Below are 15,793 nucleotides of genomic sequence, written 5' to 3'. Positions count from 1 at the left end.
CTATATCTGGCAAGAATGCGCACGTCTCGTTTAGAACTCATTGGCTATATTTGCTTGCAGAAAAAAAATAAATAAAGAATAAGATGAATAAACTATTGATTTTTTTGCTTTTGTTCCTGTCTCTCTCATATTCCGCGCAGGGCAGTAATATAAACTATGCAAAGACAACCGATAGAATCTGGTTGGATTCGAAAGAAGTGCATCAGGGAGAATATACTTGGAAGATGATGAAAGTAGGGGACGTGAAAGCATCGGCTGAGGAAATTTCATCACTTGGGTATAATACGAGCAACTGGTTGCCGGCCATTGTTCCGGGAACGGTGCTTAATTCTCTTGTGTATAATAAGAAGTATCCTGAACCCTATTACGGACTGAATAATAAAATAGAATCCAATAAGATACCGGATATTTCAAAAGTAGGTCGTGAGTTTTATACTTATTGGTTCCGCACAGAATTTGAAGTCCCTGCTTCTTTCGCAGGGAAAAATATATGGTTGCAGCCTGACGGCATCAATTATCGAGCAGAAGTATGGGTAAATGGTAATTTGCTGAGTACAATCAATGGAATGTTTGTCAATGCTTACATTAATATAACCGACTTTGTGAAAGTAGGTAATAAGAATGTTCTTGCCGTCAGAGTTTATCCGGTAGATGTACCGGGAACTACTATGTCAAAGCCTTGGGGTGCTGTAGGTGAATTTCATAATGGAGGTAATGGAAACATAGGCTTAAATACTACCATGCTTATGAGCGTTGGATGGGATTTTACCTTTATGGATGGTATTCGTGACCGTAATACTGGCATTTGGAAAAGTATATCTATGTATACAACAGGAGCATTGGCGTTGCGTCATCCGTTTGTGAAGTCGGAACTACAGAAACCGGGTTATGATGTAGCACGTGAAACTATATCTGTTGAAGTTGTTAATCCGTTAAATTCGACGGATACGATCAGTGGAGTGATCAGAGGAGAGATTATAGGAGAGAACATTGTAGTGGAAAAACCTTTCCGTATATTGCGGGGTGAGGAGAAAATGGTGACTTTCACTCCGGAAGAGTTTCCTCAACTTACTATCTGTAATCCACGCTTGTGGTGGCCAGTCAATAAAGGTCCTCAGAACTTGTATGAGTTGAAACTGACAGTAAGCGTAAAAGGCGCTATCTGTGATTCTGTTAAAACCCGGTTTGGTATTCGTGAAATTATCTCTGATACAAATACTCCCGATAAATCGCGTGTATTCTACGTGAACGGTAAGCGTATCTTTATTCGTGGTACAAACTGGATTCCTGAGGGAATGTTGCGTACTTCGGATGAACGCACCTATGCTGAGTTGAGGTATACTCGTCAGGCTGGTATCAACCTGATTCGTTTCTGGGGTGGTGGCATAGCTGAATCTGATTACTTCTACCAACTTTGTGATGAACTGGGATTGTTGATCTGGCAGGAATTCTGGATGACGGGAGATACACGCCATCCGCAGGATAAGAGCGTATATCTGAATAATGTGGCATCTACGGTGAAGCGTATCCGTAATCATCCGGCTCTGGCCTATTATGTGGCTTCGAATGAGAGTTCCGAAGTTAGCGGTACACCTGAACTACTGAAACAACTTGATGGTACACGTGGCTATCAGATGCAATCGGAATGTGCAGGTGTGCATGATGGAAGTCCATATAAGCAGGTGAATCCGATGCAACATTATGAAAACACTGCTTCTGCGAGAGGTAGTCGTGTGGATGGTTTTAATCCCGAATATGGTGCTCCGACACTTCCTACGGTGGAAATTCTCCGGGAAATGATGGACGAGAAAGATTTGTGGCCTATTAATAAAGAAGTTTGGGATTATCTGGATGGGAATGGATTCCATCTGATGTCTACGATGTATACTGATTTAGTTAATAATTATGGGAAATCTTCTTCTATTGACGAGTTTGCGCAGAAGGGGCAGTTTGTGGGTGCCATGAACTCAAAAAGCATTTGGGAAGTATGGAATTATAATAAACTTGATTACGGTGATCGTTTTTGTTCCGGTTTACTATTCTGGTATCATAATTGCTCGGTTCGTCAGGTCTGTGCCCGTATGTGGGATTGGTCGTTGGAGCCGACGGCTTCACTCTATCATACAGCTAATGCGTTGGAGCCTTTGCATGCACAATTTGATTATCTGAAGAATACGATATCGGTGGTGAATGATTTCTATCAGGAATTCAAAGGTTATACAGTAGTGGCTCAGGTTTATGATATCAACAGTAAAAAGGTATTCGAAGAGGCTGCAAAGGTTGACCTTCCTTCGGATGGTGTGGCAAATGATGTATTGACCATTCACTTCCCTGAAGATATTTCACAGGTACATTTCATTAAGTTGAGATTGAAAGATGAGAAAGGTAAAGAAGTCTCATCTAATTTCTACTGGCGCTCTAATGATAAGTATGAAGGTAAGGAAACACTGACCGGTCCTACTTCTTCAGGCTTTGAAACATTGTCTCAATTGAAAAAAGCCCAATTGAAGACTGCCTATAAGATAAGAAAGAGTGAAGGCAAGTATTTCGTGGATGTTACAGTGAAGAATGTGTCCGGTTCTATCGCCTTTTTCAATCAGTTGCAGTTCCTTAATCAGGATTTGAAACCTATTCGCCCTTCTTTCTATACAGATAATTTCTTTTCTTTGATGCCGGGTGAGAGTAAATCCGTAGTTATCGAAACGAGTGCTGAAAAGATAACTGAAGAGCCGGTGATAGTAGTGAAAGGATGGAATGTAGACCGTAAACAAATAAACAAATGAAGACGAAAGTAAAAACAAGAATCTGGATAGCCTTATTGAATCTGCTCTTTTGGTTTACAGCTGTCAATGCACAGCCCGTCCGTCAGTACTTGCATGAAGGATGGAACTTCCAGCAGGCGAGGGGTACTAACTGGTATGCAGCCACTGTTCCAGGAACAGTTCATACAGACCTGATGGATAACAAACTGATAGATGATCCTTTCTACAGGCTCAATGAGCGTGGTGTGCAGTGGGTGGATAAAGAAGACTGGATTTACCGGACGACGTTTGATGTAACCCCTGAGTTGCTGGCAAAGAAGAATATAGTGTTACATTTTGAGGGATTGGATACTTATGCTGATGTAACATTGAACGGGAAGAAGATTCTTTCTGCTGATAATATGTTTTGTGAATGGCAGGCGGATGTCCGTTCTCTCTTAAAAGAGCATGACAATGAATTGCAGGTTTATTTGCATTCTCCCATTAAGATAGCTATGCCAAAATGGGAAGCTGTTCCTTTCCAGTATCGCAGTTCGAATGACCAGTCCGAGAATGGAGGTTTGCTCAACCGCAAGGTCGGAGTGTTTGTTCGTAAAGCGGGTTATCATTTTGGTTGGGACTGGGGGCCTCGTTTGGTTACTTCGGGTATCTGGCGCTCCGTTAGCCTGAAGGCATGGGATGAGGCTCGTATTAATGATGTCTTTTATAACCAGCGATCAGTGACAGCCCAGCGGGCCGTAGTGGATGTCACGGTGGAAGTATTGGCAGATAAGGAGACAGAAGCAAAGGTAGCTGTGATTAATCGTACAGATAATCGTACCGAGTGCCAGAAATTGATTCGTTTGAATAAAGGCTTGAATAAAATTCCGGTATCTTTTACCATGAAAAAGCCCCGGTTATGGTGGACTAATGGTTTGGGAGAACCTTTCTTATACGACTTTGCAACAATACTGGAACTGAGTGGTAAGCAAATAGATATTACAGAGGACAAACTGGGTGTCCGTTCATTGAAAGTGGTAACGGCTCCTGACGAATATGGTGAAAGCTTTTATTTTGAACTAAATGGAAAGCCTTTGTTTGCCAAAGGAGCAAATTATATTCCTTGTGACAACTTTCTGACTCGTGTTACCGACTCCATTTATGAAAAAACAATCCGGGATGCAGTCAGTGCAAACATGAATATGCTACGCGTGTGGGGTGGCGGAGTTTATGAGAAAGATATCTTTTATGACTTGTGTGATCAATATGGTATTTTAATCTGGCAGGACTTTATGTTTGCGTGCAGTGTATTTCCTGCCGAAGGCGAATTACTGGAAAGCATTCGCAGGGAAGCCATTGATAATGTACGACGCTTGCGCAACCATAGTTGTATAGCCCTTTGGTGTGGTAATAATGAATGTTTGGATGCATGGTTCAACTGGAACTGGAAAAATAACTATGACAAACAGAATCCTGCTTATTCGGACATTATCTGGAAACAGTTTAAGGAGCAGTATTTTGTGACGTTGCCGGCTGTGGTAGAAGAATTTCATCCGGGTGCTTGTTATCGTAAGTCATCTCCTTATTCCGATGATAAGGGAACGCGCAATCATACGGTGGGGGATATGCACTATTGGGAAGTTTGGCAAGGGTTGAAACCTCTTTCTGAATTTAATCGTGAGCGGAGCCGCTTCTTCAGTGAGTATGGTTTTCAGTCATTTCCGGAATTCGAGTCAATTAAACGGTATGCACCTTTATCTGAGGATTGGAATCTGACTTCGGAGGTGATGATGTCGCATCAGCGAGGAGGAACAGCAGCTAATAAACGTATCAACGATTTCCTTGTGTCGGAATACCGTCAGCCGAAAGATTTCCGTTCGTTTACTTATATGAGCCAGCTTTTGCAGGCTGATGCTATGAAAATGGCTATGGAGGCACATCGGAGGGATATGCCCTATTGTATGGGATCGTTGGTATGGCAGCATAATGACTGCTGGCCGGTGGCATCCTGGTCAAGCCGCGACTATTACGGACGTTGGAAGGCGCAGCATTATTTTACGGTAAAGTCTTTTGCCGATTTGCTGGTATCGCCAATAGAAAAGGAAAACGCGTTGCAGATATATATGGTATCAGACAGGCTGAAGAGTACTTCTGGTAAATTAACGGTTTGTGTGCTCAGACTGGATGGTAGCGGAGTAGTGAAAGAATTCAAGAAACAGATAACTGTTCCGGCTAATACAAGTACAGTCGTATGGAAGGAAACTGTGGATGGGTTATTGAATGGAGAGAAAAAAGAAGATGTCGTTATACACGTTCTTTATAAGGATAAAACGGGAACAGAATACACTAATAATTATTTTCTGGCAAAGCAAAAAGATATGCATTATGCAGAGGCACGGATTAATAAAGACTTTGTACCGACTGAAGGAGGTTATGAGGTGACCTTGTCTTGTGATGTGTTTGCGAGAGGCGTTTTCTTGTCACTCCAAGGAGATATTGACAATTTCATATCCGATAACTATATGGATATTTTGCCTGGTAAGCCAGTTACGGTTAAAGTGACTACTGAACTACCTTCGTTGCAGTTTGCCAAAAGGTTACAGGTCGATTCTTTCTCGGATGCAGTGGAACAATAGAATATAAATTTAAGATACAACCATGAAAAAGAGTACATTATTGTTTGTTACGATTCTAATTAGTTGTTTTTCTTCCGGTGATTTATTCGCCGGGGGCAAGGTAAAAGTAGATAAAGCATTAGAGCATGCCGCTCGTCAATATCTCTATATGAGGGCTGAACTGCAAGGAAGTAACCAGTTCCCTAAAACGTATGACAAACACATGCAACGCCTGAAAACCAGTAACTCGGAATGGTGGTGCAGCGGCTTTTATCCCGGAACTCTGTTCTATCTGTACGAGGATACAGGAAATAAGGAATTATATGCTGAAGGAGTACGTATGTTGAAACTGCTGGAACCGGAACAATACAATGTGAATACACATGATGTCGGGTTTATGATGTATTGCAGTTATGGCAATGCAAACCGCATTGCTCCGAAACCTGAGTATAAAGATATTATGGTGAATAGCGCCCGTTCGTTGATTTCCCGTTTCAGCCCGGTGGTAGGCTGTATTAAATCCCATAATCGCAAACCGGATGACTATGTTGTCATCATTGATAATATGATGAACCTGGAATTACTTTTCTGGGCTACTCAGGCCACAGGAGACAGCACATTTTATGATATCGCTGTGAAACATGCCGATACAACTTTGAAGAATCACTTCCGGGCAGACAATAGTCTTTATCATGGATTGAATTATAATCCGGTGACCGGTGAAATAAAGCACTACCAAGCTGGGCAGGGCTTTTCCGAAAAATCAGCTTGGGCTCGTGGACAGGCCTGGGGATTATATGGCTATACAATGATGTACCGTTTTACAAAAGACCGGAAATATCTGGAACAAGCTATAAAAATAGCAGAATTTACGTTGAATCATCCTAATATGCCAAAAGATCTGATTCCTTACTGGGACTATAATGCTCCTGATATACCGGATGCCTTGCGTGATGCCTCTGCTGCAGCTATCAACTGTTCCGGATTATTGGAACTATCTCAGTATGTATCCGGAGAACAGGCTAAGAAATATTATAAGGCAGCCGAAAAAATGCTTCAAACTTTGTCCTCACCGGCATATACAGCAGGGGAAGGAACTAACGGAGGATTCATTCTGAAACATTCAGTAGGTAATATTCCTTCCGGTACGGAAGTGGATATGCCTTTGACCTATGCTGATTATTACTACGTAGAGGCGTTGTGCCGATACAAATCCTTAAATGATAAACCCTAAAACAATGATATCATGATGAATAGATGTAATATAGTCTTGTTTGCAATATCTTTGCTGTTTTCGTCCTCTCTTATAGCCGGAACAATTGATGTGACTAAGCGTGGAGCTAAAGGAGATGGGGTAACGGATAATACAATTATTATACAGAAAGCCGTAGATGAATGTTCGAAGAAAGGAGGCGGAACTGTTTTGGTACCATCTGGATCTTATTTGATACGTCCTATTGAACTGAAATCAAATGTGAACCTTCATTTGGATTTTGGCACTTTATTGTTGGGAAGTACACGTTTGTCGGATTATGATAATGCCTTTCCCTTCAAGGATGGTAGTATGAATCAGTCTTCCGGACTTTTGTTTGCACGTGGACAGAAGAATATCTCGATTACTGGATTCGGAACGATTGACGGACAAGGTGGAAATAAAGCTTTTCAATTTGGCAATGATGCGGACGGTGGACCGAAACGTCCTAAGATAATCTATTTTGTAGAGTGCCAAGGTATTGTTGTGACCGATGTCACTCTCCGTAATTCTGCCTATTGGGTGCAGCATTATGAAAAATGTGAAGATGTAACTATCCGTGGTTTGAAGGTATTCAGCCATTGTAATTATAATAATGACGGGCTTGATATAGATGCTAAGAATGCAACTATATCCGATTGCTACATTGATGTGGAGGATGATGCTATTTGCTTCAAGAGTGACCATCCGGAATTTTGCGAGAACATAACGGTTACGAATTGTGTCACAGCAAGCAATTGCAATGCAATCAAATTTGGTACTGCTTCTCATGGAGGATACCGGAACATCGCAGTTTCCAATTGTGTTGTTCGCCGGGCAGCGGAAGATAATATTCGCCATTGGAGTAAACAGCTTGAGCATATTTCTGCTGACGTTACCGTTATTTCGGGTGTTGCCATAGAAATGGTTGATGGAGGTATTATTGATGGTGTCACTGTTTCCAATATTTCTATGCGCGATGTCCAGACTCCTATATTCATCCGTTTGGGAGACAGAAACCGCACTTATCGGAAAGAGGGTGGCGTACTGAAGAATATAAATATCAGCAATATTGTAGCAACTGCAGAAAGCCTGATAACCTGTTCTATAACCGGTGTGGAAACGAGCTGTGTAGAGAATGTTTCGATTAATAATGTGCAGATCAGTTATCCGGGAGGAGGAACTTTGGACATGGTAAGTAAACCTGTTCCTGAAATGATTAAAAGCTATCCTGAGAATCGAATGTTTGGTAATACATTACCCGCCGCTGGTTTTTATGTACGTCATGCCAGGAATGTGAGATTTAATAATGTACGTTTTGATGCAATGAAGCCCGATGCCCGTCCGTTATTCTTTCTGGATGATGTTGTCGGGGCAGAACTGAATCAATGTAAAGGTGCCGCTCCTGCCGATGCAAGATTTATTCGTACAGTGCATAGCTCAGGGATAGTGGCTGATGGTAAGTATCTGGATAAATAGAAGTATGTTTATGAAATGTTTGAAACTAATATTCTGCTTGCTTTGTCTGTGTTGCTCCCTGGCTGAGGCTAAAGGGGGGCAAGTAGATGCACAGAAAGAAGTGGACGAAATAACCGGACGACTGGTTGCTTCCTATTTGGAAGTGAAGGTGGATGAAGATATAATAGCGGGTTATGCGACTGCATTACGTGCGGACGGAAGTTTCCCGGACTTGGACTATGTAACTGTACATGAAGGCTCTTTTTATCCGGCAGGTTCTCATCTGAAACGGTTGAAATCAATGGCTGTTGCATACCGGAAACCTGGAAATAAGTATTATAATTCAGGCAAACTGTTGAAACAAATAGTTGCAGGTATTGATTATTGGTATAAAGTACGTCCTAAATCCAGAAACTGGTGGTTCGGTGAAATTGGTGCTCCCCAGGACTACATGGTTCCGTTAATTCTGCTGAAAGGCAAGATTAGTGAAAAGAAACTATTGCATTACTCTTCTTATCTACAGGATTTGACCGGGAACAAAGGACATAAAGGCAAAAACCGTACATGGGTGTCTGCCGTTACTATTCATAAGGGATGTATTGAAGATAATATCGAGCTGATACGAACCGGAATCGAGTCTATAGCCTCTACGATTAAGATTGTTCCGGAACAAGGTGACGAAGGTATTAAGGTGGATGGCAGTTTTCATCAGCATCGTCCGCAATTATATTCCGGCGGGTATGGTTTATCGTATGTAGATGATATTGCATATTATTTGCAGTTGGTGAAAGGAACTGCTTTTGAGCCTTATTTTACACAAGAGAAAAAAGATATATTTATTAATCTTCTGATGGGCGGTCATCGGTTGTTGGGTTATCGGGAAACGTTTGATTTTGGTGCAATCGGTCGTAATATATCACGTCCCGAAGGACTGAGCAATATTTCTTCTGTCACTCTGGAATATATGGAGCAGAATGATCCTGATCGTGCTGCTGATTATTCGGCCTGGAAAAAACATCTTTCCGGTGCTCCCTTTCCTGCTTCCGGTAATAAGTATTTTTGGAAATCGGACATTATGGTTCAGCATGGCGCCGGCTATTATCTTTCTGCCAAGGTGATTTCTACCCGGACCAATGGAACCGAAATGCTTAATAATGAGAACCTCAAAGGTTATAACTTGCCACTTGGTGCTACGAATATCCTTACTTCCGGGAAAGAATATGGAGGTATCTTTCCTGTGTGGAATTGGAACAAGATACCCGGCACTACGGCTGTTCAACCAGCCGGATTCTGCTCATCTTGAAGGATATCTGTTCGGAAGAAACCGGTTTGGAGGTGGGGTAAGTAACGGCAAGAATGGAGCCATTGCTTATGAGCATTGCTATAAGGGCGTAAAGGCCAGAAAGGCTTACTTTTTTATGGATGATGTACTTTTGTGTTTAGGGACAGACATTGTGTCAGATGCTCCCGAAGAAGTGGTTACAACTGTTAATCAGTGTCTTTTTAAAGGCGAAATGGTAGTTGGCAAAGAGGGAGGAACTACATCTGTTTACAAAGAAAATGCATCTGCAAAAAATCCGGCTTGGGTATATCATGATAAAGTTGGTTATTTATTTCCTTCAGGAGGAGATGTAACTGTCAGCAGTCCGAAACAAACCGGGGCTTGGAAGGATATTAATATCAGTGGAAGTGGGAAAAAGATTTCTGCTGACATTTTTAATCTCTGGATCAGCCATGGTGTAAAGGCTAAGGAAGGGAAATATGTGTATATGGTGGTTCCTGATAGATCTTTGGAGGAGTTCCGGACATTTGCGGCTACCCAAAATTATAAGATTATTCAAAATAGTTCTGCGGTGCAGGCTGTTAAATTGAATCATCAGTATGCCGTTGTTTTTTATCATCCGGGGACAATTGATTTAGGAGAGGGACTTACGCTGGCTGCTGATAAACAAGTGATTGTCTATCTTGAGCAGAAAGAAATAGGTTACGATATATGGGTTGCTGATCCGCTTTATAGTCAGAGGAAGGTTTGCCTGACTATTAATGGCAGAGAAGTGCAGATTGCTTTTCCGGAGGGTGAACTGACTGGCAGTACGGCTTTCACGCATATTGCCACTCTCCAACCTTTTGATTTGCAATGTGAATATCTTAATAATCCTTTAGGTATTGATATACAGCAACCTCGTTTGAGTTGGAAAATGGGAGCCACTACCCCGGCACGCGGACGGAAGCAGACTGCCTATCAGATTCTTGTAGCGAGCTCCCGGGATTTGCTTGATGCAGACCGTGGGGACCTTTGGGATAGCGGTTGTGTTAATTCTGCTGAGTCGGTGAATATTGTTTATGGAGGAGTACCTTTGTCTGCAGGACAAAGATGTTTCTGGAAAGTCCGTTTCTCCGACGAACATAATCATTGGTCAGCGTGGAGCACTCCTGCGAACTGGCGTATGGGGCTATTTGCTGCTGATTGGGTAGCACAATGGATAGGCAGTGCAGAAATGGAGGCGCAGAGTGTAGGAGGCAAGAAGGTGAATAATGTGATGGCAGATCCCTGGTTTCGCAAGACTTATGAGCTACCGGAAACTTCGCAGGATGCTGTTATTTACGTAGCTTCCATTGGTTATCATGAACTGTATGTCAATGGGCGGAAAGTGGGGGATGCCGTTCTTTCACCTTCTGTGACGGACCATAAATCACGTGCCCGCTACATGACATATGATATCAAGGACTATCTGAAAAAAGGTACTAATGTTATTGCTTTGTGGTTGGGCACTTCCTGGGCTGTTTTCCCGGCTTATCAGCAGAAGAATAGGCCGGCTATTCCGATGGCATTGGTTCAGGCTGAGGTCACATTATCTTCAGGAAAGAGATTACGAATTGTCTCAGATGATACTTGGAAGACTCATGCCAGTCCTAATACTTTGTTAGGTTACTGGGAGGCGCATCACTTTGAAGGAGAATGTTATGATGCTGCTTTGGAAAAAGACGGATGGAATGGTCCGGATTTTGATGATTCCGGTTGGGCTATGGCAAAGGTTTATTCTACTGACGTTATAGTATCATCTGACCGCACAGAGCCTAACCGGTTACTTGATGAAATAAAGCCCCTCTCTGTTCAGGAAGTTAGTCCAGGAGTCTATAGAGTTGATATGGGGATTAATTATGCAGGTTGGTTTGAGATGCAGCTCCAAGGCCAGCCCGGTGATTCAATTGTATTCCAATTTTCTGAAAGGGAAAAGGATGTTTGCAGCTATGGTATACATAGCATTTATAAAGTTGGTCCCAAACGGAAAGGAGCCTTTTGTAACCGTTTTAATTATATGACCGGACGCTGGGTACAAATTACCGGTCTTCGGTATAAACCGGAATTAGACCAGATACGTGGTTGGATGATTCGTCCTGATTATCGCCGGAGTGGTGGATTTGAATGTGATATTCCCCTGTTGAATGATATTTATCGTACTACCTTGTGGACGTTTGAAAATCTCAGTCTGGGTAACTATGTGGTTGATTGTCCTCATCGTGAACGTTGCGGATACGGAGGAGATGCATTGGCCACTACACGCACAGCTTTGGGAAACTATCAGTTGGGGGCTTTCTATAGTAAATGGATGGAGGACTGGCGTGATGTGCAGGATTCGGAAGGGAATGTTCCTTATACTGCCCCTACCCGTATCGGCGGAGGTGGACCATCCTGGAGTGGTTTCTGTATCACTTTACCTTGGGAGTTTTATCGTCAGTATGGCGATGTACGTATCCTTTCGGAGAGCTTTCCTACTATTCAGCGCTGGCTTTCTTTTGTAGAGACCAAGTCGCAGGATGACATGCTGGTACGTTGGGGAGGTAAGTGGAGTTTTCTGGGCGACTGGCTTTGGCCGGATGCATGGACGGAACGTTCGGCTATGGAGAAACAGGGAAAAGCACTTGGAGATACTCGGGAAACTTTATTCTTTAATAACTGTCACTGGATTTACAGTCTTGAAACTGCTGCACAGATAGCCGGTGTGTTGGGAAATGAAGCAGCAGCTTCTACTTACCGGAGCCGGGCATCAAAAGTACGCAAGGCTGTGCATGCTACTTTCTTCAATCCGAAAGATAATAGCTACGTGAATGGATATCCTTCTTATCTTGCTATTGCATTGCTGGTCGATTTACCCCCGAAGCATTTGAAGGCAAAAGTTTGGAAACGTCTTGAACAGGAAATACTGGTGAAGCGTGAGGGGCATTTCTGGGGAGGCATTACTGCCGGTTCGTTCCTGTTGCATACTTTATTGGATAATCATCGTAATGATTTGATTTTTGAGATGGCTACCAAAGAAGATTTTCCCGGCTGGGGAGATATGTTGAAGCATGGTAATGGTACGTTCTTTGAAGATTGGCAATGTCGTGGTTCGGGTTTGCATAGTTCCTATTTGTATATCGGTAGTTGGTTTATTGAGGCTTTAGGAGGTATCCGCCGTCCGGAGGCCGGCTATAAGGAATTTACCATTGAACCTTGGATTACAAAAGATGGTCCCAAACAAGTACGTTCGCACTACAACTCCCTGTACGGGAAAATAATCTCTGACTGGACATTGGAAGCCGGTGTGTTGACGATGGAAATCACCATACCTGCTAACACTACTGCGGTCCTGAAATTATCCGGCATTCATCCTGACACTTTAAAGGAAGGAGGAGTTGCATGGAAAGAGGCGGAGGGAGTCAGCCTGTATTCACAAAAAGGAAATACTCTGTCACTGGCATTGCAGTCAGGTACTTATAGATTCTCGATGGTGATGGATGAAGGCAGGTAATTGTACCTGCACTTCATCCTTCCATTTCTGCACTTCGTCGGAAAATCATCTTTTCATTGCCGGTTTTGAAGGATAATCTGTACATTTACAGCAGATTCCTATTAGTAAGAGCCGAATGATAAAGTACCTGTTAGTAGAAGACGAACGTTTTGCTTACGAAGAGATGAAGCGGATGATGGAGAAGTTACGCCCTGATTATCAGTTGGAGGCATGGGCGACTACTGTAGAGCAAACTGTGCAGTTCCTGAAACACCATCAAGTGGATCTGATACTGCTCGATATTCGTCTGACGGATGGGAACAGCTTTGACGTCTTTGAGCAGATTCAGGTTACCACGCCGGTCATCTTCACCACCGCCTATGACGAACATGCTATCCGGGCATTCAAGGTGAATAGTGTGGATTATCTGCTGAAGCCTGTGGAAGAAGCTGATTTGCAAGCGGCATTAAATAAGTTTGAGCAGCTCCGGATGGTGCAGTTTCGGATGGAAGCGCCTTCCTTGCCGGATTATAAGCAGTTGGAAAGTGCTTTGATGAGCAACTGCAAAAAGAACCGTTTCCTTATTCAGAAGGGCGATGCATACCATTATGTGGAGACTGCGGATATAGCCTTTTTCTACAGTGAAGATAAGGTGGTATTTTTGCATACTTTCGCCGATAAACGCTATATTGTGGACTATACGCTGGAGCAGGTGGAGCAACAGTTGGATGAAAGGACTTTCTTTCGTGCTTCCCGAAATTGTATAACTAATATCAACTCTATCCGGAAAATATCCAAGTACTTCAACAGTCGGTTGAAGTTGACCCTGCACCCTGAGTGCCCGCATGAAATACTGATTAGCCGAGTGCGGGTGCCCGATTTCCTGAAATGGGTGGATGGTGTACTCTAAATCTCTCTGCTTATGAAGAATAAATGGTATATCCTTCTTTTTGTGCTGTTGATTGCAGTGTCGTTGTTCGCATTTCAGTATGTGGCGGAACTGCTTTCTGATGCTCCTCGGAGTTTGAGCTTAGAAACCCAATATCTGCTCAATCTGCCTGCTTGTATTCTTGTAGGTGTCATTGATTTCCTCATTATCTTCGTTGTACATAGGCATCTGAGTTGTGTCAGTAACACAATGAGGGTGTTTGTCGATTTGCTACTGGCATCTGTGTGGGTGAGTATATTTGGTATAGTGGCAAATTATGCTCTGTCCATCATTCTGAATGAACCCTGGCCGGAAGATTATGCCTTACTGAAAATGTCTTTGCCGGTGGTACTCTGGAACTGCATGATTGTCCTTCTGATTGAGATATTCTTTTACCAGCAGAGCCAGATGGAGGCAGAAAAGAAATTGGCACTCGTTGAGAAAGAAAAGATTCAATACCAATATGAGACGTTGAAGGCACAGATAAATCCGCATTTCCTGTTCAATAGCCTGAATGTACTTGCCTCGCTGGCTTACAGTGATGCAGAGAAGACGAATCAGTTTGCCAAAAAACTATCGGGTGTCTATCGGTATCTGTTGTTGACGAATAATCGTCCGATGGTTACTTTGAAGGAGGAACTGGCTTTTCTGGAACGTTATATTTTCCTGGAGAAGATTCGTTTTGAAGATGCACTGTTCATTGAAATCGGCGAAAGTGATTTATATGGAAACCGGCAAATTATCCCCGTCAGCCTGCAATTGCTGGTGGAGAATGCAATAAAGCATAATATAGCGACTTTGAAAAGTCCTCTTATTATCCGGATTGACATGGCGGATGATGGCATAATGGTTTCCAATAATCTGCAACTGCGAACTTCGGTAGACAGGGGCGGTGTGGGGTTGGGAAACCTGCAAAAGCAATATGCTCTTTATAATAAGGAGATTGCCATCATAGAAAGCAATGCAGAGTTTACGGTAAAAATCCCTTTCCTCAAATAATCCTCTTTCCGGTTTATCTTTTGATTTCTGAATTTCAGCCGACTGTGGATGTAGTTGGTCGGAAAGCACTTATGCCGGATGTTCTAAGCGTATTTCTTTGCAATAAATATATAATCTAATTTATTAGCAATGAGACGATTCTTTTATCTTACATTTCTGTTGCTCTCGGTAGTGGCAGTTGGCTGTTTTGCACAAGGGGTGATTAAAACGGAGTATATGCCTTCATCCTCTTTCAAAGATGAAGCGGGAAATAAACTGGGTTCCGGAGATTTATTTAAAGTGAGCGGAGCCTATACATTACCTTTCTCCCTGAAACAGAATGCTGCGGGACAACCCATTATGTGGTCGGCATCGGTGAGCGGTGCTTATGCGGTGCTTAATAATAAGGATATGCTGACGTATATGCACCCTGATGAAGTGCTGAACGCTAATCTTAGTTTGATGCACGTACGTCCTATCTCAAAAAAGTGGTATATGATTGCGAGTGTGGGTGGAGGTATTTATTCTGCACCGGATGCGATTACGTGGGAGAGTGTGTTGGTGAATGGTGCGATTATCTTTGTATATAAGTGCAGGAAAAATTTGGATTTAGGTATTGGAGCGGGAGTGACGAACTCATTCGGTGTGCCGATTGCCATGCCGATGTTCTTCCTTAATTGGCAGCTCTCTGGTAATTATGAAGTGAATGTAAATCTCTCTTCAGGCATGGAGATATCAGGAGCAGTGCGGTTGGGCAAACAATTTAAGCTGAGGCTGGTGGCTATGGAGATGGATGGAATGTCTTCGGTGATGGATGTGGACGGAAAGTCCATGATATATGCTTCCGCCATGATACGGTCTTATCTGCGTCCTGAATACAAGATAGGTGAGAAGTCATGCCTGTTTCTGGGAGTAGGAGGCAATTGGCTCAGGTCTGCCGATCTGACCAAACGCACGTTGAAAGGCTTTGCCAATAGTATGTTTAAGGATAAAGAGGAGACTAACTTCTATCCTACTGTAGTGTACTGAATAAGTTGACACTTCTAAAATTAGAAATTCATATGGAAGCA

The 15,793-nt window shown here is 42.8% G+C and carries 7 protein-coding genes and 1 pseudogene; all 8 read left to right on the top strand.

What is annotated here, in order from left to right:
* Positions 1-83: 83 nt before the first annotated feature.
* The 8 genes and pseudogenes from QZ135_RS10820 (at position 84) to QZ135_RS10785 (ending at position 15,752) form a co-directional block, all read left to right on the top strand.
* The gene (locus tag QZ135_RS10820) at positions 84-2,783 is read left to right on the top strand and encodes a sugar-binding domain-containing protein (protein ID WP_294608852.1); all 2,700 of its coding nucleotides are present in this window, start codon (positions 84-86) and stop codon (positions 2,781-2,783) included.
* Complete coding sequence (locus QZ135_RS10815) at positions 2,780-5,377, top strand: glycoside hydrolase family 2 protein (protein ID WP_294608850.1); 2,598 nt, start codon at positions 2,780-2,782, stop codon at positions 5,375-5,377. Before QZ135_RS10820 ends, QZ135_RS10815 begins: the two co-directional genes overlap by 4 nt.
* 22 nt (positions 5,378-5,399) lie before the next feature.
* Positions 5,400-6,590, top strand: coding sequence for a glycoside hydrolase family 88 protein (locus QZ135_RS10810; protein ID WP_294608848.1), 1,191 nt, complete (start codon positions 5,400-5,402; stop codon positions 6,588-6,590).
* A gap of 12 nt (positions 6,591-6,602) precedes the next feature.
* Entirely contained in the window at positions 6,603-8,066 is a 1,464-nt protein-coding gene (locus QZ135_RS10805; protein WP_294608846.1) for a glycosyl hydrolase family 28 protein, read from the top strand.
* Between the two features lie 10 nt (positions 8,067-8,076).
* A pseudogene (locus QZ135_RS10800) lies at positions 8,077-12,838 on the top strand (family 78 glycoside hydrolase catalytic domain).
* Positions 12,839-12,953: 115 nt separating this feature from the next.
* Positions 12,954-13,727, top strand: coding sequence for a LytTR family DNA-binding domain-containing protein (locus QZ135_RS10795; protein ID WP_294608844.1), 774 nt, complete (start codon positions 12,954-12,956; stop codon positions 13,725-13,727).
* A gap of 12 nt (positions 13,728-13,739) precedes the next feature.
* Positions 13,740-14,744, top strand: coding sequence for a histidine kinase (locus tag QZ135_RS10790; RefSeq protein WP_294608842.1), 1,005 nt, complete (start codon positions 13,740-13,742; stop codon positions 14,742-14,744).
* A gap of 129 nt (positions 14,745-14,873) precedes the next feature.
* Complete coding sequence (locus QZ135_RS10785) at positions 14,874-15,752, top strand: DUF6268 family outer membrane beta-barrel protein (protein WP_294608840.1); 879 nt, start codon at positions 14,874-14,876, stop codon at positions 15,750-15,752.
* Positions 15,753-15,793: the final 41 nt, after the last annotated feature.

Source organism: uncultured Bacteroides sp. (assembly GCF_905207245.1).
GTDB lineage: Bacteria > Bacteroidota > Bacteroidia > Bacteroidales > Bacteroidaceae > Bacteroides.
This window is presented reverse-complemented; position numbering and strand designations above follow the sequence as displayed.

Excerpts from the sequence above, each read along its gene's own strand:
- QZ135_RS10820 (WP_294608852.1), top strand. The coding sequence starts at position 84 with ATGAATAAACTATTGATTTTTTTGCTTTTGTTCCTGTCTCTCTCATAT.
- QZ135_RS10815 (WP_294608850.1), top strand. The coding sequence starts at position 2,780 with ATGAAGACGAAAGTAAAAACAAGAATCTGGATAGCCTTATTGAATCTG.
- QZ135_RS10810 (WP_294608848.1), top strand. The coding sequence starts at position 5,400 with ATGAAAAAGAGTACATTATTGTTTGTTACGATTCTAATTAGTTGTTTT.
- QZ135_RS10805 (WP_294608846.1), top strand. The coding sequence starts at position 6,603 with ATGATGAATAGATGTAATATAGTCTTGTTTGCAATATCTTTGCTGTTT.
- QZ135_RS10795 (WP_294608844.1), top strand. The coding sequence starts at position 12,954 with ATGATAAAGTACCTGTTAGTAGAAGACGAACGTTTTGCTTACGAAGAG.
- QZ135_RS10790 (WP_294608842.1), top strand. The coding sequence starts at position 13,740 with ATGAAGAATAAATGGTATATCCTTCTTTTTGTGCTGTTGATTGCAGTG.
- QZ135_RS10785 (WP_294608840.1), top strand. The coding sequence starts at position 14,874 with ATGAGACGATTCTTTTATCTTACATTTCTGTTGCTCTCGGTAGTGGCA.